This is a genomic window from Pontibacter russatus, from assembly GCF_009931655.1.
Taxonomy (GTDB): Bacteria; Bacteroidota; Bacteroidia; order Cytophagales; family Hymenobacteraceae; genus Pontibacter; species Pontibacter russatus.
Window position 1 is genome coordinate 4,875,051 of the sequence record NZ_CP047984.1, and the last position, 20,137, is coordinate 4,895,187.

The window sequence follows — 20,137 nt, forward strand, 5'->3', positions numbered from 1 at the left end:
AAAAATTCATTTTTCAGATCCTGCGGGACAAGAGTTCTCCCGCCACTGCCAGCAGTTTCCGCTCCTCGCTATCCCAAAATACGCCGGAGGGCACACCGGGTTCATAAAATCGGCCCCCTCTGATTTGCCGCAGCAAAGCGGCGGCGTCCGTTGTAGCGAAATCAATGGAAAGGCCTGCCTGCTGCCCTTGCAGGAAGTCGTGCCACAGCGGGTTGTGCTGCACCACCATGGGCAGCGCATGGGCGGCGTATTCGAAGAGCTTGGTGGGGATGCAGCGGAAGGTGCTTGTGTGGGGCCGGTAGGGCAGCAGCCCTATATTGCATTCTGCAATAGCCTGCACGATACGCTGGTGCGGCACGAGGCTGTTTCCGCCAATCAGGCATATATAGGGGCGCGCCTGCACCTGTTGCAGCACTTCTTTGTATAGGGTGTTGTCGGGGCTGTAGCCGATGATGGTGAGCGTGGTCTGCGGTTCGAGTTGGTGCAGCTTCTCCGCCAGGGCAATGGCCTCGAAAATACCGTAGAGGCGGGCGATGGTGCCGGAGTAAAGGAGGCGCAGCGGCGTGTGTTGCAATTGCACGGGCGTTTCGGGTTTTCTGTATCCTGCAGCGGGTTTGTGCTTGTTCTCGAGGAGCGTGTAGCGGCCCAGGAACGGCAGCTCCTGTATATAGCTGCGCTCTGCCACAAAGAAATGCGCGATGTGCCGCGCCAGGCTTTTTTCTATCCCGCCCACACCCCAGGCCAGCAGTTTTCGGAGCAGGGGTGGGTAGTTGCCCTGAGAGGTCAGGTTGAGGGTGTAGTTTTCCTGCACGTCATAGATAAGCAGGCAAGGGTTACGGCGGCTGTAAAGGTAGCTGGCCGGCAGCAGTTCGTGGGTGCAGACGATGAGCAGGTGGGGCCTCAGCTCCAACAAAAGCCTGTAATAAATTATCTGTGCGGCGGCGCGGCCCACGCTTAACCGGCTGAACTGGAAGATGGGGTGGAAGGCGATGTTGGGTGGGGCATCGGTCGGGGCGGGGGCATCATACCCGGCTATATGCACCTGCGCCTGTGGCAGCCCGCCCAGCGACAAACCCAGTTTTTCATACATGCGCGTGTCGTTTATGGGTTTCAGCAGCGAAGCAATCAGGATTCTCTTTTCAGACATCGCATAAATTTAATACTTTTGGGCTTCAATTTTAACCGACTTATATATAGACATGGAACTTAGACAAATAATAGAGCAGGCCTGGGACAACCGGGAATTATTGAAAGAGAGCAACACAGTGGAGGCCATCCGCACCGTGATAGAGGAGCTGGACAAGGGCGAGCTGCGCGTGGCAGAGCCAAACGGAGACGAGTGGCAGGTGAACGAGTGGGTGAAAAAAGCCGTGCTGCTGTACTTCCCCATCCAGTCGATGCAGACGATTGAGGTGGGGCCTTTTGAGTTTCATGACAAGATAGCGCTGAAGCGCAACTACGAGCAACTGGGTGTGCGCGTGGTGCCACACGCCATAGCGCGCTACGGCGCTTTCCTGAACAGGGGCGTGGTGATGATGCCTTCTTACGTGAACATTGGCGCCTATGTAGACTCCGGTACCATGGTAGACACCTGGGCGACAGTGGGAAGCTGTGCGCAGGTAGGCAAGAATGTGCATCTGAGCGGCGGCGTAGGATTGGGTGGCGTGCTGGAGCCGGTGCAGGCAGCGCCCGTCATCATCGAAGACGGCGCTTTTATTGGCTCCAGGAGCATTCTCGTGGAAGGCTGCCGCATCGGCCGGGAGGCGGTGATTGGCGCAGGCGTGACGATCACGGGCAGCTCCAAGATATTTGACGTGACCGGCAGCGAGGAGAAGATATACAAAGGCTACGTGCCGCCGCGCTCCGTCGTTATACCAGGTTCCTACACCAAAAAATTCCCGGCGGGCGAGTTCCAGGTGCCCTGTGCCCTCATCATCGGGCAGCGCAAGGAATCTACCGATCTGAAAACCTCTCTGAATGACGTGCTCCGCGACCACGCGGTGGCGGTGTAGGTTCGTTTATCGTTTTTTGGATATATAAAATGCCTCTGCCGTTCGTTCGGCAGAGGCATTTTATATATAGGATTGCTCCGTGTTAATTGATAAAAGATAAATGATCAATGTTTTCTGAACCGTTCGGCTACGATGAGTTCTTTGGTGCCGTGCGACCAGGAGTAGAAGCCTTGCCCGGACTTGATGCCTTTGTGGCCTGCCTGCACCATGTTCACCAGCAGCGGGCAGGGCGCGTACTTCGGGTTGCCGAAGCCGTCGTGCAGCACCTGCAGGATGGAGAGGCACACGTCGAGCCCTATAAAATCAGCCAGTTGCAGCGGCCCCATCGGGTGCGCCATGCCCAGCTTCATGATCGTGTCTATTTCCTCCACGCCCGCCACGCCCTCGAATAAACTATATATAGCCTCGTTGATCATGGGCATCAGGATGCGGTTCGCCACGAAGCCGGGATAATCATTGGCCAGAGCGGGCACTTTGCCCAGCTGTTTCGACAGTTCCATTATCTGGCTCGTCACTTCATCAGAGGTGGAGTAGCCCCGGATCACCTCCACCAGCTTCATCACCGGCACGGGGTTCATAAAGTGCATGCCGATCACTTTGTCAGGCCGGTCGGTCACGGCGGCGATTTTGGTGATGGAGATGGAGGAGGTGTTGGAGGCCAGGATGGCTTCGGGCTTTGTGTGGCTGCCCAGGTCTCGGAAAATCTGCAGTTTCAGGTCCACGTTCTCCGTGGCGGCCTCCACCACCAGGTCCGCGTCCCGCACCCCCTCCGGCAGACTGGTGTACGTGGCGATGTTCCGGAGTGTGTGCTCCTTCTGCTCCTCCGTCAGGCTCCCCTTAGATAACATACGGTCCAGGTTTTTGGTGATGGTGCCCATGGCCCGCTGCAACGCCTCTTCTGATACATCAATGAGCGAAACGGAAAAGCCGTGCTGCGCAAACACATGCGCGATGCCGTTGCCCATGGTGCCGGAGCCGATAACCGCTATTTTTTTCATATGGCTGAGGTTGAGTTAACACTACAAAACTAACGGATTTGCGCCTCATCTGCGGGCGCGGCGGAGGGCTTCCTCAAAATATATCATCAGGCCATATCCTGGGGCTAAGCCGGTACTGGGTGTTTATATATAAAAATTTCTTTTATTGCCCTGCCGCCTTCTTATTTTTAAAGTTTTATATATGCCTATGCATCAGTCATAAAAGAATAACACGATTCGTCCGGCGCACCGCTTGCGGGTATGCCTATATATAAACTTACAGCTAAATATAAATCTTTTATATATAGGTGCCGTAAAAAGCAGTAATTAACGAAAAATACAACAATGGAGGCAGTTTAAAGCATAAAAGCAGCTGCCCTGCAAAAAGGTGTTAAAGACAAAAACTATGGGAAATTTACTTTATATAATAGCGGTGGTGCTGGTGATTTTCTGGCTGATCGGCTTCCTGGGATTCCCGGATGCCGTGGGCGGAATTATCCATGTGCTGCTGGTGCTGGCTGTGATTGCCGTTTTGCTGCGCCTTATCCGGAGCGCTTAACTTCGGCAACCAGTTTGCGTATGACAACTCAGAATTTAAAACCAACATACTAAACAACTAAAACTATGGGAAATTTATTGTATATTATAGCTGTCGTTCTCGTCATTATCTGGCTGATCGGTTTCCTCGGATTCCCTGATGCCGTGGGCGGTCTGATTCACATTCTGCTTGTGATCGCCATTATCGTTGTGCTGTTACGTCTCATACGAGGATAAAACTAACCAAATACGTAAAAAGAAGCGGCTGCCGGATTTCCGGCAGCCGCTTCTTTTTACGTATTTGGCGGTGGCCGCTACCTATTGGTAAACGGAATATTGAAACCCACCCTGAACACCGGGTTGCTGTAGGGGTTTCCGCTCACCCTGTTGTTCACATTGTAGAGCAGGAGCATGTCGAGCGATGCCTTCTCGCTGATGTGCTGCCGGTAGCCGACGCCTACCAATGGCAGCGTCAGCAGGGTGCGCTCGTCCCCGATGTAGCCGTAAGTGTCTTCGTAGCGGGTGTTAAGAAACTCTACCTCGGCGTGCCCCAGCACAGCGCCTTCGCCAATGTTAAAGAACTCCATCTGCGTAAAAGCGCGGGCGCCGTAGCTGCTGTAGGAGTTGCCCCGGTAGCCGATGTAATGGTAAACAGCCCCGGCCCCCACACGCAGTTTCTCCGTTACTTTGTACCCGATGATGGGGAGCAGCGAGATGTTGGTGTACGTGCCAAACTGCAACCCGAAACTGCCGCCAAAGTACATCCGGTCGATGTGGCGCAAGGGCGCCTCCGGCTCCTCCTGTTGCGCTGTTTCCGACGCAGGGAAAGATGGGGCGGGTTCTCGCTGCTGCGTTGGCCTTTGCCGGGGCTGTGGGCGTTCTGTTGGCATGGGGGGACCAGTGGGCAGCTCTTGTTTCTGCTGCTGGGTGCTGTCCTGGTCCTGGGCCTGCGCGGCAGAAGCCGTTAGCAGCAGGAAGGAGAAGGAGCACAAAATGGTATATAAATAAAGCGGAAGCTTACGCATAGGGTTAGCGGTTACAAGCGGTTATATATAGGTTAGACCATTTCGGTGGCGTACATCTTCTTGCGCTGCTCCCGGATATAGTCGTCCGACAGGTACTCCTCGTAGGTCATGCGCTTGTCGATGATGCCGTTCGGTGTCAGTTCCAGGATGCGGTTGGCGATGGTGTCCACAAACTGCAGGTCATGGGACGAGAACAGGATGGTGCCGTCAAAGTCCCGCAGGGCGTTGTTCAGGGCCGTGATCGATTCCAGGTCCAGGTGGTTGGTCGGCTCGTCAAACAGCAGCACGTTGCCCGACTGCAGCATCATCCGGGAGAACATGCAGCGCACCTTCTCACCACCAGACAGCACGCTGGCGCTCTTCAGCGACTCTTCTCCTGTGAACAGCATGCGGCCCAGGAAACCCCGGATAAAGCTCTCGTCTTTCTCCGCAGAGAATTGGCGTAGCCAATCCACCAGGTTCAGGTTCGTGTCAAAAAATTCGGCATTGTCTTTCGGGAAGAAGGAGGCCGTGATGGTGGTGCCCCACTTGTAGCTCCCGGTGTCCGGCTTCAGCTCGTCCATCACCACCCTGAAAAAAGTGGAGGCGGCTAGGTCGTTGCGGCCAATTACCGCTATCTTGTCTCCTTTGTTCACCATCAGGTTCACATCCTGGAAAATGGTGACACCGTCCACCGCCTTGCTTAGGTTCTCCACGTGCAGCAACTGGTTGCCTGCCTCGCGCTCCGGCTTAAAGGCTATATAGGGGTACTTGCGGGAGGAGGGCTGAATGTCATCCACCGTCAGTTTCTCCAGCAGCTTAGCGCGGGAGGTCGCCTGTTTCGATTTGGAGGCGTTTGCGCTGAAGCGGCGGATAAACTCCTCCAGTTCCTTGCGTTTGTCTTCTGTCTTCTTGTTCGCGTCGGAGCGCTGCTTTAGGGCCAGCTGGCTGGACTCGTACCAGAAGCTGTAGTTACCGGCAAACATCTTAATCTTTCCAAAATCAATGTCTGCCACGTGCGTGCAGACAGCATCGAGGAAGTGGCGGTCGTGGGAAACCACAATCACCGTGTTCTGGAAATTGTCCAGGAAGTTCTCCAGCCACATAATAGACTCGGCGTCGAGGTGGTTGGTCGGCTCGTCGAGCAGCAGGATGTCGGGGTTGCCGAACAGGGCCTGCGCCAGCAGCACCCGCACTTTCTCGCTTCCGCTCAGGTCCTTCATCTGGGAGTAGTGCAGCGACTCGCTGATGCCGAGGCCGCTCAGCAACTCGGCCGCCTCATATTCCGCGTTCCAGCCCTCGAGGTCGGCAAACTCGCCTTCCAGCTCGGCGGCGCGCAGGCCGTCCGCCTCCGAGAAATCAGGTTTTGCGTAGATGGCGTCTTTCTCCTGCATGATCTCGTACAGGCGCTTGTGGCCCATAATCACGGTCTGCAGGGCCGGGAACTCATCGAACTCGAAGTGGTTCTGCTTCAGGATAGCGAGGCGCGCAGTGGCCGGAATATCCACGGTGCCCGTATTGGGGTCAATCTCGCCGGAGAGTATCTTCAGGAAAGTGGACTTCCCGGCGCCGTTGGCCCCGATGAGGCCGTAGCAGTTGCCGGGAACAAACTTTATGGTAACGTCTTCAAATAATGTGCGCTTGCCATACGACAGGCTGACATTGTTCGTGCTGATCATAGAAAATTGAAATGAAATATGAAAACTGGTATGGCCGCAAAGATACGAAATTATAACGTGCTTTTGCGTTTACTGGCTGTGTCTGGCGTTGTGCGTGCATCCTTGCAGACCGCCTGCATCCCTTTCTAATTCAGGATATTGCCGTGCCCGGGGCAAAAAACATCCGGGAAAGCACAACGCCGCGCAGGTTTCTTTAGTATATAATTTTGATAATATACAACCGGCTCTCGCAGAAAGGCCGCCAACGCTGTCGTGCTGCCTTTCTTTAACCAATTGCAGGGCAATTCTGTTCCTTTGTTTAATTATTGAGAAAACTAAACGGATAAAACATGGCATCTACTAACGTTGCTTACCAAAGCGTAGCGATTAAATATGGTATCTTGGTAGGAGTGGCGCACATTATATACTTTGTGCTGATGTGGATATTTGGACTGCTCGATGTGATCGAGCTCTCTTTTATCAGCGGCTTGTTCCTGGTTGTCGGTATAACCGTCGCCATCTCCAGGTTCAAGCGCATCAGAGGGGGCACGCTGCACTACCTGCAGGGGCTCGGCATCGGGGCCACGGTCGGCGTGGTGTCGTCCGCCATACTGGCCCTCTTCCTCATGATTTTCCTGAGCCTCTTCCGGACGGGCTACATCGAGAACCTGCAGGCGAGCGCCCTCTTCCCGGAAAGCCTGACAAAGCTTTCGCTGTTTGTCATCACCATCCTGTATGGCACGGTACCGGGTCTCCTGATCGGGTTTATCGCCATGCAGTGGTTTAAACGGGAAGATCACAGTACCATGCCTGGGCGGAGATAAGGTAGTCTTTTCCTGCATCAGGAGGCGTAGTTACCAATAATCAACTAAGCGATGGAAAAGATTGGCTTAAAATATGGTCTGCTGACTGCCGCCGGGCTTGTGGCGTATTTCCTGCTGATGAAGGCAATCGGGCTGGTTCATATCGTGGAGCTTCGGTTTCTGAACGGCCTTATCATGGCGGTGGGGGTGGTGCTTGCCATCAGAGCCTATAAAACTGTGTCGGGGGGCAACATCGGCTACTTCAAGGGGATTGGCACCGGGATGATTACGGCTGTGACAGGCACGGTCCTCTTCGGGGCATTCATGGTGGCCTATATCAAAATAGCGGGAGGGGAGTTGCTGGAAATGCTCTCGACCAGGCATTACTTCGGCGATAGGGTGGCAACTACGCCCGGCCTAGTTATCTTCTCGGTGCTCCTGCTGGAGGGCATTATCTCGGGTTTCATGATCTCCTTCATCGCCATGCAGTATTTCAAGCGTAGGGACTATAAAGTCCCGAACAGCCCCTGATGCCAGCTGGTATAAGTACACGTACAGAGATAATCTGCGCTATCCACTGAAGAACGGCCTCGTTTGATGCATTGGTAATGAGCTAAATCATTACTGAAAATTTTGTATCCTGATATCTCCAGCACATGCTTCTTTGCCATTGCCCCTGTTTATATAAACTAATGCCTGAAGATATATGGCGAGTGTTGGGTATATATGGCTAAACATCCCTCTATGTGCCATAGCCGGAGCGCTGAGAGGCGTTGACGGAATAAGTTAAAATTAATATATAGATAATTAAATAAATTATGCCGTATTGGCTAACCTGCCCGCCCGGAATACGTTAATTAGCCAGAAGAAGCCTTGCAGTTGAGGCGGATGAACCCTTAGCATATGAAAAAGAATTTACTCCTACTGATAACGCTCCTGCTAAGCACGGCGGGATATGCGCAGCACATGGGCTTAACCGATGACGGCCTCGATGAAGTGCTGCTGGCCATAGACATAGAGGGGCCCGCCATGGCCAACCTGGAGATGAAGCAGGTGCTGCAGCTGGACCCAGAGCAGTATAGCCAGGTGGAGCGCCTGAACGAGGCCCGCTACCAGAAGATGCTGGAAGCCGAACAGCTGTATGCGCAGAACGAGGTGCAGCGCTCCAAAACTTTCAGGAGCATCGCCATCGAAACAGACCAAACGCTGAAGCAGGTGCTCGACGAGCAGCAGATGCGCCGCTACCTCGAGCTGGAGGGACGCTTTAACACGCAGTTTGTGTCTGAAAACGAAGAAAAATAGCGTTAGGAATATTTGCAGAAGAGAGACTCAGAAAGCACCGGAGCCCGCCATACACGGGTTCCGGTGCTTTCTGGCATTACAGGGGGTGATGATAGTTCACCTCCGTAATCTTGCCTGTGGCGCCTATGCGCACTTCCACGCGGTTGGCCTCCGACAGGGCTGATTTATCGGTGCATTGGGAGCCGGGCTCTATATAGTAATAGTAGATGCGCCGGTTGCGTTCGAGCAGTTCCTCGCTGTCGGGCCTGCCCAGTACGTTGCGCAGCACGTATTCCTTCTGGCCGTAGAGTTCCTTCCGTATCTTTTCGAAATCGGCTACCAGCTTCGTGCGCTTGCCCGTGCAGGCATAGGTGTCTGCTTTCCAGGTCTCGCTGTCAAAATTCTCCATGCCCTCCGGCACGCCGCAGGCGCCGAGCAGCCCGGCCGCCAGCAAAGAGGTGTATAAAACGCGCTTCAACATACAGTTGCTATATATAAGCCAAAGGTGCAGCATGTAAGCTTGCCACACAAGCCAAACCGCGAGAAATGTGTTTTGTTGTGCCGCCCGGCGCCTTAAATCCGCAGGATTAAAAAATGTGTTTCTTTTGCTGTATACTTTAATTTTATGTACAATACCGGTTAATTTGAGAGCGTTAGCAATAGGAAAAGGCACCAATGGCCGGAACAGCCGGAACAATTTTCACTGCTGCGCCTGTTGCTAAGACGAAATAACAACTTGAAGCCAGATAAAACTATGTTAAAAGTTACACTGACGTCCCTTGCCCTCGGCCTTTTATCTTTCACTTCGCCTGTTTCGCCCGGCGTGGCACCACACGCTCCCGCTCCCGCGATAGAGGCAGCGACAGCCCTGGCAACCGGAGACGCAGCCATGCTTACCTTCGCCGAGAAGCAGGCAGCCTTCAGCGATTACCTGCTGGACATATACAACGAGGCCGGGCTGAAGAGCAAGGGACTTTCTTTCGAGGTGTTTAAGAAAGGGTGCGTGGGTTTCCAGAACATGAAGCGGCAGGGAAACACTTCACCAGCCAGGTCCATCCTGACGGTGATAGACTTCACCAAATCCAGCCGCGAGAAGCGCCTCTGGACCATCGACCTGGAATCAAAGAAAGTGTTGTTCAACACGCTGGTGGCGCATGGCCGCAACACCGGAGAGGACAAAGCCCTGAAGTTCTCCAACAGGCCTAACTCCTATATGAGCAGCCTCGGTTTTTATCTGACCGACGCCACTTATTTCGGGAAGCACGGGTTGTCGCTGCGCCTGAGCGGCGTGGATGGCAAGTATAACTCCAACGCCATGGCTCGCGCCATCGTGATGCACGGCGCTGATTACGCCACAGCCGCTTTTGTGAAGCAATATGGCCGACTCGGCCGAAGCCTTGGCTGCCCTGCCGTTCCAGAGGAAATGTCGAAGGAAATTATTATGGCCATTAAGGATAAAACAGTGCTGTACATTCACGGCAACGACAGCAACTACGCCTCCGCATACCTGAACCCGGCACCTGCGGTTGAGGCCTTCGCCCTGGAGGCGCTGCCTGAGACCACGCTTGCCTCTAACTGAGTTACACAAAAAAAGCATCTATAAACAGGAGAGCCCTGCAGCAAACGCTGCAGGGCTCTCCTGTTTATAGATTTAGTTATACTTACACGGTGTCTTTGGTCGTCTTCACGAGGTTGATACCGGCAAAGAAAAATATCAGCCCCACTACGAAAGGCACGGCTGAGGAAAACTTGCCCACCAGCACACCGTCGCCGCCCATCAGGAAGGCATAAGCTCCCCAGATGATGCCGATAACACCTAAAATGGTCAGCAAAGCACCGAATGTTCGCTTCATATTCATAGTTTTTATGTTAGTTTCAATACGCTGCGCCACTGGCAGCCTATATATACCCTTATTACGATGATGTCTTGAAAAGGGTCGCAAGTGGCAGGAGCGGCTCCGCTAACACAGCTTCCCGTGCCCCTGCTGCAGTGTGGAACGGGCAGGAAAATGTCCGGCAGATCCCCGCAACTACGAAGCAAGCCCAGCCGTTCACTTGTTAGCCAGACTTCATCGCGAACCTTAGGCACTGCCCACGCCCGGGCACATTTAAAGCTTTGCCTAAATGTCTTGCCCATATATAAAGTCAGTAGCGGCCTGATGATTATATAAATCTTTCCTGCTCCGGGCTGATGCCGCGAAGGCAGCAGCTGTGAGCGGCTTTGGGTTTGGGGGCTACTTAATATTTTTTTCCTCGTATCAAGAAGCAGTGACCAAAGCGATAACTAGCACCCCTATGGAAGAAGAAAAACACAGCAGCCTGCTGTTCGTTATAAACCCTATTGCCGGAGACATCGAAAAGGAAGAACTGGAAGATGAAATCAGGGCGGAGTGCGCGGCGCACGGCATTGCCTGCGAGATATACCGCACCACCGGCGCAAACGATAAGGAAGTTATCCGGCAGAAGCTACAGGACAAAGGGTATGACAGCGTGTACGCGGTGGGAGGCGACGGCACCGTGAGCCTGGTGGCCTCCCTGCTCATCCACACCAATACGCCGCTGGGCATTATCCCGCTCGGCTCCGGCAATGGCCTGTCGAAAGACCTGCTGATACCGCAGGACACGGAGGAGGCGCTGGAACTAGTACACCAGCATGTGGTGCGCAACATCGACACCATCACCCTGAACGGGCATCCCTCCATCCACCTCAGCGACCTGGGTTTCAATGCGCTGGTGGTCGAGAGGTTCTGCTCGGGCGATACCCGCGGCCCCGGCTCCTACGCCTGGATTGCGATGCAGGAGTACCTTGCCTACGAGCCAAAGAACTACCGCATCGTGACAGACAAGGAGGTATTCGAGGGGCCGGCCTTTATGGTGACCATCGCCAACGCAAACGCTTTCGGCTCCAACGCCAATATCAACCCGAACGGCATCCTGAACGACGGCCGTTTCGAAATATGCCTGATAGAGCCTTTCCCAAAGGCAGCCGGCATCGGCATTCTGTACAAGCTGTATACCGACAGCATCGACACCTCCGTTTACAGCCGCCGCCTGAGCTGCAAGTCGGCCACCATCTACAACCTGGAGGGTGAGGTGATGCACATAGATGGGGAGCCGATAGATTTAGGGGCTGAGGTGAAAGTGGAAATGCACCCCAGGAGCCTGAAAGTGATTCTGCCTGTCTCTCAGAATGAGAAAGAGCTGTAGTCAGGCCTGTGCCGGTCGTTCCGGGGTGGGGGCAGGCGCCAGCACGCTGTCCAGCTTCTTCCGGAATACCACCATCTCCTCGTTCGGCTCGGCCGCAGCAAGCACCTCCATCCACACCTCTCCGTTGCTGTAGTAATTGAGCACCACAAAGCCCAGCTCCTCCAGCGTAAAGGTAGCACTGCCGCCTTTTTTCACGAAGGCAGTTTTGCTGCCCGAGCCGCTCACGATAAAATGATTCTGCTGCACCTCGAAGTGTTGCAGGTTGTGGTCGTGCCCCGCCACATAGATGATGTTGCTGTATCGGTGCATGATGCGCAGCAGGCGCTTGCGCATTTTCTTGTACTTGCGGTGCGACATGTCTTCGTAGGCACCGAACAGCTTGCGGTAGAAAGGGTAGAGGGAGCCGAAGATGGGCAGGGGGATATAGATGCGCCTGTGCGCGGCCGTAAGCGGGAAGATGTGCTGCTTCATCGTAAACTTGCCGCCGTGCAGGGCGTTGCTGTAGAGCGGATGGTGCGCCGCCACAATTACCCGCTGGTGCCTGTTGCGCCGCAGCAGGTTGTTGAAAGCTATAAAAAACTCCTCAATGTCGTTGTAGGGGCAGCCTTGTTTACTGCCCAGGGGCTTCTCGCCGCGCTGCACAAACCACTGCGTGTTGATGATGACCAGCAGCAGCCCCTCGGCCAGTTGCAGGCTCACGGGGCCGGGGCAGCCGTTGCGTGGCTGGTAGCTTTCCTCGTCCTGCAGGTGGGCCAGCACATAGCGCTCCTGACGCAGCATTTGTTCGTAGCCGCCCTTGCTGCCCTTCAGCCAGTCGTGGTTGCCGCTCAGGAAAATGCCTTTGCCGGGGTAGTTTTGGATATGGCCCAGCAACAGGTCGAGGCGGGCCTCGGCGGGCTGCCGCAGCCGGTGCCCCTCCGGAGGCAGCCCGATGGGGTAGAGGTTGTCGCCGAGGAAAACGGCGGTGCCTGCTTTGCCTACAGCAAGCTGCCACTTCCCGAAAAGCTGCAGCACCGGGTCGCTGCCGTCGGTGGCGACAGCCCCTACGTCGCCCAGCATCGCCACCGAGTGTACCAGTTCCGCACCCTTCGGCGGAGTATTGCGCTGCCAACCCACATCGGCCAGTTTAAAGAAGGGCTTGCGGCGGTATTTGCGCTCCTGCCAGTAGCTGAACGCCAGAAAGGCGAACAGCAGCGTGGGTACAATGATGAGAAAGTATGGCAGCATATATAAATTCAGGTGTCACAGCAGGAACAAGGGCAACAGATTTTCAGGGCAGGGATTGAAGCTATATAGCAACACAAACATAATTTTTTCGGCACCGCTATATATGGCCTGCACTAAAAGTCCGGGGGCAGCAGGTTCTTGAAGTGCCCGTTCAGGCGCACCCTGTCTTTGAGGCGCTCGGTTTCCTGCACAACCGGCATGATGTGCTGCAGGTGCTGCAGAATAGCCTCCTGCCGCTCCGCCTCGCGTTGCAGTTGCAGCAGGGCATACTCCTGCTCCAGCGTCAGGCCGAGGTGGTGGCCTATATCAAAGCTCCTGAAATTATCGGGCAGCTCCTGGAACAGCTTGCTGATGCCGAGCGACTCGTACAGGATCCTCAGGTATTCCGTTATCTTCTGCTTTGTGAGGATGTCCTCGTCTTCGGTATACGCCACATCCTCCACCTCGCCCCCTGCATACAGCCTGCCGGGCGCCATCTTGTCAAGATGCAGGATTTTAAACACCTTCAGGCCCTTCGTGCGGATGTCCATTTCGCCGTTAGCGTATTTTTTCTCGATGTTCAGTAGCTTCATCTCGGTGCCGTATGCGCCCACCCCACCCTGTATATAAGTGGGGATGCCGAAGGTTTTCTCCTCCGCCACGCACTCGAGCACCAACTGCTTGTAGCGCGGCTCAAACACGTGCAGGTTCAGCTTCTCACCCGGAAACACCACAATACCCAGCGGAAAAAGAGGAAGATATCTTGCCATATACAATGTTATCTTATGAGCTAACAGCAAAGCCTGCTTTTTGTGCCCTGAAAGTTATCTCTGATACCAAGGCTTACGCACATCGGACATGAGTGTTAGCGTGACGGGGCTTTGAAAGGCGGCGCCGGCTTGCGAAATCTTGAGAACTCGCTACCTTTGCTGCCTCAGAATAATTGTACAGGAATGGGTAAAAAGGGTTTGGGGCTGCGGGTGTTGAAGCTGCTTTTTGTGAAGCTGGCGCTGAGCCTTTTCCTGCTAAGCCTGGTGTGGGTGCTGTTGTACCGCTGGGTGGCGCCGCCTGCCACGCTGCACATGCTGAAGCGCCGCGCCGAGGCCGGTGCCGCAGGCAAAGACGCGCCGCAGATACGCTACCAGTTTGTGCCTCTGGAAGAAATGTCGGACCAGTTGCCGCTGGCGGTGGTCGCCTCCGAAGACCAGCGCTTCCCGGACCACAACGGCTTCGACGTGGACGCGATTCTGGACGCTTTTCAGCGCAACCGCAAGGGCGGCAACATCCGGGGCGGCAGCACCATCAGCCAGCAGGTGGCCAAAAACGTGTTCCTGTGGCACGGCCGCAGCTATTTCCGGAAGGCCGTAGAGGCTTACTTCACCATGCTGATTGAGTTGCTGTGGGGAAAGGAGCGCATCCTGGAGGTATACCTGAACATTGCCGAAATGGGGGACGGTGTGTTCGGGGTGGAGGCCGCCAGTCAGAAGTATTTCAACAGATCCGCCAAAGAGGTGGGCCGCCAACAGTCGGCGCTGCTGGCGGCGGTGCTGCCCAATCCTATAAAATACTCCGCCCAGCACCCTTCGGCCTATGTGCTCAGGCGGCGCACCCGCATTGCCCGCGCCATGGGCAAACTGGGTGGGGCGACTTATATAGAAGATTTGCTTCCGGAGAAGGAAGATAAATAATCAGTCATTACAGTGCCTGTACGCAAAAGCAGCAACCGCAGGCTTCTGTTACAGTAAAGCTGTTGCGGATTTCTTCATCCGGAACTTTACCTGGAGCGGAATTCCTAATCTGCATATATAATAGGTGGCATATATAAAGCTAGGCGGGGATTAGGAAATCCCCTACAGCTAGCTTATACATTGAGAAAGCTGAAAGAGCATTTCCAGTAGTTGCTGCTCCGGTATATGGCTAAAGCGACAGGCAGTGTCAGTCGATGCTGCTGAAGACGCGGTCCCAACGCACCCTGTCCAGGAGCTTCCCGTTCGGGTCCAACGACATCCAGATCATGACGGCCTTGCCCACGATGTGGTCGGCAGGCACGTAGCCCCAGTAGCGGGAGTCGAGGGAGTTGTGGCGGTTGTCGCCCATCATGAAGTAGTAGTCCTGCTTGAAGGTGTACGCATTCGCTTCCTGTCCGTCTATATATAGCTTGCCGTCCCGCACCTCCGCGTTTTCGTTATGCTCGTACTCCAGGATGACTTTCTCGTAGAAAGGCAGCGTCTGCGGGGTGATGGCCACGGTGGCGCCTTCCTGCGGGATATAAATCGGGCCGTAGTTGTCCTTGTTCCATTTATATAAATCGGGTGCCTGGGGAAAAATGCCAGCTTCTGCCTCCTGCGGTGCGGCCAGCTGCCGCTTCACCTCCCTGATGAAATCCAGACCAGCCAATTGCTGGGCCTTCTCCGGGCATATGTGGACGATGTAACCTTCAGGAGTGCGGTAACTGTCGGTGATGTCGCGGTCTGAGAAAAAGCTTTCGTTCAGTACCCGGTCTGTCTTCAGCAGGTAACTGAACTGCAGGCCATCGGGTTTAGTGGCGGCGCGGCCGTTTATATATACCTGCCCCTGCCGGATAGCCACGGAGTCTCCGGCAACGCCGATGCAGCGTTTTATATAGTAGGTTTTAAGGTCGAGGGGGTGTCCCTTTTCGGCTGGGAAATTGAAGACGACCGCATCGTTCTTTTTGACTTCGGAGAAACCGGGCAGGCGGTAGGGATTCAGCTGGATAGCGTCGGAGTAGGAGGGGATGCCGGTGCCCCAGATGGTCTGGTGCGTGAGCGGCACCTGCAGGGGCGTCATGGGCGTGCGGGGGCCGTAGTGCAGCTTGCTCACAAACAGGAAATCGCCCACCAGCAGCGACTTCTCCATGGAGGGCGTCGGGATGGCGTACGCCTCAAAGGTGGCCCAGCGGATGAGGCTGGCAAACACCACCGCGAACATCACGGCATCAGCCCACTCGCGGGCGGGGCTCTTTTTTTCCTTCGGCCTTTGCTCCGGCCGTTTCTTGTTCCACCATCTCATAAGCAAAGACATAGCAGCAGTTATATATAAAATATGTCTATATAACTGCTGCTATGCCCGAAAAGTATATGCGACTGGTGATTTGTTTTTGCCGCGCCCTTACACTCTTAAGAAGAAATTGGCGGCAGATTTTTTAAAGAGTAGTAACCTTCTCTTTCTCTGCTCTTGTATCAGTTACAGGAACATCGGTCGTCCGAACATCATTGGCTGCCTTCTTCTCGTCGCGGTCGTGATTCTGTATATCGTTTTTTATCTCAGTGGTGGCATCCTTAAACTCACGTATGCCGCGGCCCAGGCCCTTAGCAAGTTCCGGTATGCGTTTCGCGCCAAAAAGGAGCAGGATCACGAAAAGTATCAGAAGGATTTCCGTGCCTCCGAGGCCTCCTAAAAAAAGTAATGTGCTGTTAAATTCCATAGTCGAAATATTAAATGAGTTTAAAGGTTTACACTGTATAAACGAGCGCCGCCGGTTATCGGATTGCGGCAGCAAAGCCCGGTAAATGGGGTAAGCTACAATTTTATGCCTTCAGTAGCAAACTAAGCACCTGTTCTTAAAGCTGAATATCCTTAAATTACTATCGCTTCCTTTTTTGCGGCTACACCTTCCGCTATGTTCAATTGAAGGATAAATCCACAAGAAATCGTGCAACAGTGTCTATATAATAGATTGAGCGCATAATAAGTTTCATTGCCACTGCCTCGCGCTTCAGAAAAAATGATAGCAGGACTTAGGCCAACAGAAGAAAAGCGAACAAATTCGGCTCTTGCCATGGGCTTTCACCGGCGCTTACTGATGCTAACACTTGTCAGGGGCCGCCTCTATAAGTTCTATAGATAACCTGTAATATCAATCTGCTATATATAAATCATGCAGCCGAAGGCATATATGGTGCAAAGGAATGCAGGAGGCCTTTGCCGGTTTAACCATATACCAGAAGAGCCGGGCCTGTACAGGCCCGGCTCTTCTGGTATATGGGAAGCTGTCTTTACTCGATGGTTTTAAATATTCTGTTCCATCTTATTCTGTCGAAGAAGCTGCCTTCCGGGTCGGTGGACATCCAGATCATGACGGCCTTGCCCACGATGTGGTCGGCGGGCACGTAGCCCCAGTAGCGGGAGTCGAGGGAGTTGTGGCGGTTGTCACCCATCATGAAGTAGTAGTCCTGCTTGAAGGTGTACGCATTCGCTTCCTGTCCGTCTATATATAGCCTGCCGTCCCGCACCTCCGCGTTTTCGTTATGCTCGTACTCCAGGATGACTTTCTCGTAGAAAGGCAGCGTCTGCGGGGTGATGGCCACGGTGGCGCCTTCCTGCGGGATATAAATCGGGCCGTAGTTGTCCTTGTTCCACTCGTACACGCTGGGCACATGCGGGAAAACCTCCGGGTCAGCCTTGCCGGGCAGGTCTTTCAGCAGGACAACCTCTTTGATGAAATCCAGCTTGCCGATTTCGCTGGCCAGTTCCGGGGAAGCGTCCACCACATAGCCGTTTTCATAGGGAATCACGTCGCGCAGGTTGATGTCGCGGTCCTGGAAGAACTTCTCCGAGAGCTGCGTGTTTGGCACCAGCAGGTACTTGTACTGCAGTTTCTCCGGGTTCTCGACGGCCTTGCCGTTTATATATACCTGCATGTCGCGCACGGAAAGCGAGTCGCCGGGAAGGCCGATGGCCCGCTTGATGTAGTTGGTGCGCAGGTCGGCGGGGTGCTGCTCCTCGGGCGGGTAGTTGAACACCACCACGTCGTTGTGCTTGACCTCAGAGAAGCCGGGCAGGCGGTGGGGCTTGAGCTGGATAGCGTCGGAGTAGGAGGGGATGTCGGTGCCCCAGATGGTCTGGTGCGTGAGCGGCACCTGCAGGGGCGTCATAGGCGTGCGGGGGCCGTAGTGCAGCTTGCTCACAAACAGGAAATCGCCCACCAGCAGCGACTTCTCCATGGAGGGCGTCGGGATGGTATACGCCTCAAAGGTGGCCCAGCGGATGAGGCTGGCGGCCACGACGGCAAACAGGATGGCGTCGCCCCACTCGCGGGCAAAGCTTTTCTTTTTCTTTGGGGCTTTCGTTTGAGGCGCTTTCTCCCAAAATTTTACGTTCATCTGCAATAGGTATGGTTACAGGTTCAGCATGTCTTTCATGCCATATATGCCTTGGCGGCCAATCAGCCACTCCGCTGCCATCACGGCACCTTCGGCAAAACCAGCGCGGCTGTGGGCCACGTGGCCGAGCTCAATCTGGTCAATTTCAGAGCTGTAGGTTACAACATGCGTGCCTACTACATCGGGCGCACGCTCCGAAATGATGTTTAATTTACTTTTTTCCTCCGGATTGTCACTCACCCAGCCCTTTAAGTTCGGGTAACTGGCCAGGATGCCCTCGGCTGCGGTAATGCCGGTGCCGCTGGGCTTGTCTACTTTCTGGAGGTGGTGTACTTCCCGCACGGAAACACTGTATTCCGGGTAGTCCTTCATTTTGCTGGCAATGTACTCATTAAAATGAAAGAAAAGGTTGACGCCCACGCTGTAGTTGGAGGCGTAGAAGAAAGCGCCTTGCTTCTTCAGGCAAAGCGCCACGGCTTCCTCCAGCCTGTCCAGCCACCCGGTGGAGCCGGAAACCACCGGTATGCCATGCACCAGGCAGTAACTCACGTTGCCGAAGGCCGACTCTGGGTGCGTGAATTCGATGGCAACGTCGGTGTTGGCCCCTGTAAAGTCCTTCAGTTCGTGGGCATTGTCGTGGGCCACTTTGCCGATAATCTCGTGGCCCTTCGCCAGGGCGGTCTGCTCGATGGTTCTGCCCATCTTGCCGTAGCCTATCAGTAAAATTCTCATCTGGATGGTGTATATAAGGTAAAGGTAAGTGCGGGAGCAACAGCATAAGGGGTGGCTACAGGCACCAAACCGGGCCGGATGCGCAGGCTCAGGTCATCGCTCACATCAAACTCTTTCAAGTGCGCGTGTACGTAGGCTTCGGCAATCTGCAGGCCGTAATAGCCAATGCACAGCAGTATGGTCAGGTCGCGGTTGCGGCGGTAGTAGTCGCGGCGGTATTTTATATATTGCTCGGCCGATTTGCCGTTAGAAACATTCAACGAGGGAAAATCCGGGTTGTTGGCATACTTGTCCACGGTAGCCGGGTCGTTGTCGGCGCGCAGCAGCAGCGCGCTCCGGAAGCTCTGGTATTTGGTGTTGTTGTCGACGAGGAAGTAGCCCAGCACACCGACGCCGGCATATACAATAGGGATTTTCCAGTATGCTTTGTTGTAAAACTGGCCTCCCCCCGGAATAACGGCAGACCAGAGCGCCGCCTTCTCCGGCCGGTCCAGATCCTTCAGATGGAACAGAAAGAAGCCTTTCTCCGCCTGTAGGGAATCCGGTATCACCACACGCACCGAGTCAGGGCCTTCGGTGATCACCTGGCCCTGCGCAAGAGCGGGGCCAAGGTAAAGAAGGATGCCTGCCAGTAGTGCCGCAAAGCCAGCGTTCAGCCTCATGTGCCTCTTCAGTAATTTAAAATCTCCAGAATCCGGTTGAGCTCGTCCACTGTCACGAAGGGGATTTTGATTTCGCCCTTGCCGTCGTTGTTCGCCTTCACCTGGATTTTGGTGCCGAACTGCGAGGAGAGTTTCGTCTCCACGGTCTTCAGTTCTTCCTCGTATTTGCTAAAGCTCAGTTTCTGCTGCGGGTCCGGCTTTTTGTTGGCGTTCTGCAGGTTGCGCACCAGTTCCTCCACCTTGCGCACCGATAACTCCTTTGCCACCACCTCCTTAAACACGTCCAGCTGCTTCTCTACTGTATCGATGTTGATGAGGGCGCGGGCATGCCCCATGCTGATGATGTTGTCGCGGAGGGCTATCTGGATGTCGGGCGGCAGCTTGAGCAGGCGCAGGTAGTTGGTCACTGTTGTCCGCTTCTTACCAACGCGCTCGCCGAGCTCCTCCTGCTTCAGGCTGCACTCCGAGAGCAGGCGCTGGTAGGAGAGAGCGATCTCAATGGCGTTCAGGTTCTCCCGCTGGATGTTCTCGATCAGGGCCATCTCCAGCATCTGCTGGTCGTCGGCTTTGCGGATATAGGCTGGTATCACCTTCAGGCCCGCAATTTTGGAGGCCTGGTACCGCCGCTCGCCCGCAATCAACTGGTACGTGTCCTGGTCGAGCTGTCGAACCGTGATGGGTTGTATGATGCCCTGTACCTTGATGGACTCCGCCAGTTCTTCCAGCGCCGCCTGGTCGAAGTGCGTGCGGGGCTGGTACGGGTTCGTCTGGATTTGGTCAATGGCTATGTCTGCGATGGTGTTGACTTCGTTAGTGGTGGAAGATTCGGTTTTGCCGGTATACTTGTTACCCTCCAGAAGAGAGCCAAGGCCCCTGCCGAGGCCGCCTTTGCGCTTCGCTGCTGAATTTTTGTTGTCAGACATGTAATCGTTAAA

General features: G+C 54.6%; 24 protein-coding genes. 9 read left to right on the top strand and 15 right to left on the bottom strand.

Going from position 1 to position 20,137, the window contains the following annotated elements; all coding sequences use genetic code 11:
• Window positions 1-13 precede the first annotated feature (13 nt).
• Window positions 14-1,147 (bottom strand): glycosyltransferase family protein, encoded by a 1,134-nt coding sequence (locus GSQ62_RS20180; RefSeq protein WP_161891174.1) that lies wholly within the window; start codon window positions 1,145-1,147, stop codon window positions 14-16.
• Window positions 1,148-1,199: 52 nt separating this feature from the next.
• On the opposite strand from GSQ62_RS20180, the gene GSQ62_RS20185 reads away from it, so the two are divergent.
• A complete protein-coding gene (locus GSQ62_RS20185; RefSeq protein ID WP_161891175.1) occupies window positions 1,200-2,012 on the top strand; it encodes a 2,3,4,5-tetrahydropyridine-2,6-dicarboxylate N-succinyltransferase in 813 nt (270 codons plus the stop codon).
• Between the two features lie 104 nt (window positions 2,013-2,116).
• Here the strand turns inward: GSQ62_RS20185 and GSQ62_RS20190 are convergent, their stop codons facing one another.
• Window positions 2,117-3,010, bottom strand: a complete 894-nt coding sequence (locus GSQ62_RS20190) for a 3-hydroxyacyl-CoA dehydrogenase family protein (RefSeq protein ID WP_161891176.1) — start codon at window positions 3,008-3,010, stop codon at window positions 2,117-2,119.
• A 385-nt stretch (window positions 3,011-3,395) separates the two neighbouring features.
• Between GSQ62_RS20190 and GSQ62_RS20195 the strand changes: the two genes are divergently transcribed.
• Together GSQ62_RS20195 and GSQ62_RS20200 are read left to right on the top strand one after the other, a co-directional pair.
• A complete protein-coding gene (locus GSQ62_RS20195; protein ID WP_108212983.1) occupies window positions 3,396-3,548 on the top strand; it encodes a lmo0937 family membrane protein in 153 nt (50 codons plus the stop codon).
• Between the two features lie 65 nt (window positions 3,549-3,613).
• Entirely contained in the window at window positions 3,614-3,763 is a 150-nt protein-coding gene (locus GSQ62_RS20200; protein ID WP_115566706.1) for a lmo0937 family membrane protein, read from the top strand.
• A gap of 77 nt (window positions 3,764-3,840) precedes the next feature.
• On the opposite strand, the gene GSQ62_RS20205 is transcribed toward GSQ62_RS20200, so the two are convergent.
• A complete protein-coding gene (locus GSQ62_RS20205) occupies window positions 3,841-4,551 on the bottom strand; it encodes a hypothetical protein (protein WP_161891177.1) in 711 nt (236 codons plus the stop codon).
• A 32-nt stretch (window positions 4,552-4,583) separates the two neighbouring features.
• Window positions 4,584-6,209 (bottom strand): ABC-F family ATP-binding cassette domain-containing protein, encoded by a 1,626-nt coding sequence (locus tag GSQ62_RS20210; protein WP_161891178.1) that lies wholly within the window; start codon window positions 6,207-6,209, stop codon window positions 4,584-4,586.
• A 329-nt stretch (window positions 6,210-6,538) separates the two neighbouring features.
• Here GSQ62_RS20210 and GSQ62_RS20215 point away from each other — a divergent pair, with 329 nt between their 5' ends.
• The 3 genes from GSQ62_RS20215 to GSQ62_RS20225 all read left to right on the top strand — a co-directional run bounded on the left by GSQ62_RS20215 (window position 6,539) and on the right by GSQ62_RS20225 (window position 8,293).
• Window positions 6,539-7,012 carry a DUF4199 domain-containing protein gene (locus tag GSQ62_RS20215; RefSeq protein ID WP_161891179.1) on the top strand — a complete coding sequence of 158 codons (474 nt, stop codon included), beginning with the start codon at window positions 6,539-6,541 and terminating at the stop codon, window positions 7,010-7,012.
• Window positions 7,013-7,063: 51 nt separating this feature from the next.
• Window positions 7,064-7,522 carry a DUF4199 domain-containing protein gene (locus tag GSQ62_RS20220; protein WP_161891180.1) on the top strand — a complete coding sequence of 153 codons (459 nt, stop codon included), beginning with the start codon at window positions 7,064-7,066 and terminating at the stop codon, window positions 7,520-7,522.
• Between the two features lie 372 nt (window positions 7,523-7,894).
• Window positions 7,895-8,293 carry a hypothetical protein gene (locus GSQ62_RS20225; protein WP_161891181.1) on the top strand — a complete coding sequence of 133 codons (399 nt, stop codon included), beginning with the start codon at window positions 7,895-7,897 and terminating at the stop codon, window positions 8,291-8,293.
• Window positions 8,294-8,369: 76 nt separating this feature from the next.
• Here the strand turns inward: GSQ62_RS20225 and GSQ62_RS20230 are convergent, their stop codons facing one another.
• Window positions 8,370-8,753 carry a hypothetical protein gene (locus GSQ62_RS20230; RefSeq protein WP_161891182.1) on the bottom strand — a complete coding sequence of 128 codons (384 nt, stop codon included), beginning with the start codon at window positions 8,751-8,753 and terminating at the stop codon, window positions 8,370-8,372.
• A gap of 273 nt (window positions 8,754-9,026) precedes the next feature.
• Here GSQ62_RS20230 and GSQ62_RS20235 point away from each other — a divergent pair, with 273 nt between their 5' ends.
• Window positions 9,027-9,851: a murein L,D-transpeptidase catalytic domain family protein gene (locus tag GSQ62_RS20235; protein ID WP_161891183.1), complete on the top strand. Its 825-nt coding sequence runs from the start codon at window positions 9,027-9,029 to the stop codon at window positions 9,849-9,851.
• Between the two features lie 82 nt (window positions 9,852-9,933).
• Here GSQ62_RS20235 and GSQ62_RS20240 read toward each other — a convergent pair whose 3' ends face one another.
• The gene (locus tag GSQ62_RS20240; RefSeq protein ID WP_237586851.1) at window positions 9,934-10,125 is read right to left on the bottom strand and encodes a hypothetical protein; all 192 of its coding nucleotides are present in this window, start codon (window positions 10,123-10,125) and stop codon (window positions 9,934-9,936) included.
• A gap of 442 nt (window positions 10,126-10,567) precedes the next feature.
• Here GSQ62_RS20240 and GSQ62_RS20245 point away from each other — a divergent pair, with 442 nt between their 5' ends.
• The gene (locus GSQ62_RS20245; RefSeq protein ID WP_161891185.1) at window positions 10,568-11,479 is read left to right on the top strand and encodes a diacylglycerol/lipid kinase family protein; all 912 of its coding nucleotides are present in this window, start codon (window positions 10,568-10,570) and stop codon (window positions 11,477-11,479) included.
• Here the strand turns inward: GSQ62_RS20245 and GSQ62_RS20250 are convergent, their stop codons facing one another.
• Both GSQ62_RS20250 and GSQ62_RS20255 read right to left on the bottom strand, forming a co-directional pair.
• Window positions 11,480-12,706, bottom strand: a complete 1,227-nt coding sequence (locus GSQ62_RS20250; RefSeq protein WP_161891186.1) for a metallophosphoesterase — start codon at window positions 12,704-12,706, stop codon at window positions 11,480-11,482.
• 113 nt (window positions 12,707-12,819) lie between these two features.
• Window positions 12,820-13,455, bottom strand: a complete 636-nt coding sequence (locus tag GSQ62_RS20255; RefSeq protein WP_161891187.1) for an LON peptidase substrate-binding domain-containing protein — start codon at window positions 13,453-13,455, stop codon at window positions 12,820-12,822.
• A gap of 183 nt (window positions 13,456-13,638) precedes the next feature.
• Here GSQ62_RS20255 and mtgA point away from each other — a divergent pair, with 183 nt between their 5' ends.
• Entirely contained in the window at window positions 13,639-14,373 is a 735-nt protein-coding gene (gene mtgA, locus GSQ62_RS20260) for a monofunctional biosynthetic peptidoglycan transglycosylase (RefSeq protein ID WP_161891188.1), read from the top strand.
• A gap of 247 nt (window positions 14,374-14,620) precedes the next feature.
• Here the strand turns inward: mtgA and lepB (GSQ62_RS20265) are convergent, their stop codons facing one another.
• From lepB (GSQ62_RS20265) to GSQ62_RS20295, 7 genes are all read right to left on the bottom strand, one after another.
• Window positions 14,621-15,715, bottom strand: coding sequence for a signal peptidase I (lepB, locus tag GSQ62_RS20265; protein WP_317164384.1), 1,095 nt, complete (start codon window positions 15,713-15,715; stop codon window positions 14,621-14,623).
• 133 nt (window positions 15,716-15,848) lie between these two features.
• Entirely contained in the window at window positions 15,849-16,130 is a 282-nt protein-coding gene (locus GSQ62_RS20270; protein ID WP_161891189.1) for a Sec-independent protein translocase subunit TatA/TatB, read from the bottom strand.
• 152 nt (window positions 16,131-16,282) lie between these two features.
• A complete protein-coding gene (locus GSQ62_RS20275; protein WP_161891190.1) occupies window positions 16,283-16,486 on the bottom strand; it encodes a hypothetical protein in 204 nt (67 codons plus the stop codon).
• 215 nt (window positions 16,487-16,701) lie between these two features.
• Window positions 16,702-17,808 (bottom strand): signal peptidase I, encoded by a 1,107-nt coding sequence (gene lepB, locus GSQ62_RS20280; RefSeq protein ID WP_161891191.1) that lies wholly within the window; start codon window positions 17,806-17,808, stop codon window positions 16,702-16,704.
• 15 nt (window positions 17,809-17,823) lie between these two features.
• Window positions 17,824-18,540, bottom strand: a complete 717-nt coding sequence (gene dapB / locus GSQ62_RS20285) for a 4-hydroxy-tetrahydrodipicolinate reductase (protein ID WP_161891192.1) — start codon at window positions 18,538-18,540, stop codon at window positions 17,824-17,826.
• On the bottom strand, window positions 18,537-19,202 hold the full coding sequence (locus tag GSQ62_RS20290) for a DUF5683 domain-containing protein (RefSeq protein ID WP_161891193.1): 666 nt from the start codon (window positions 19,200-19,202) through the stop codon (window positions 18,537-18,539). Before GSQ62_RS20290 ends, dapB begins: the two co-directional genes overlap by 4 nt.
• 8 nt (window positions 19,203-19,210) lie before the next feature.
• Window positions 19,211-20,125, bottom strand: coding sequence for a ParB/RepB/Spo0J family partition protein (locus GSQ62_RS20295; protein WP_161891194.1), 915 nt, complete (start codon window positions 20,123-20,125; stop codon window positions 19,211-19,213).
• Window positions 20,126-20,137: the final 12 nt, after the last annotated feature.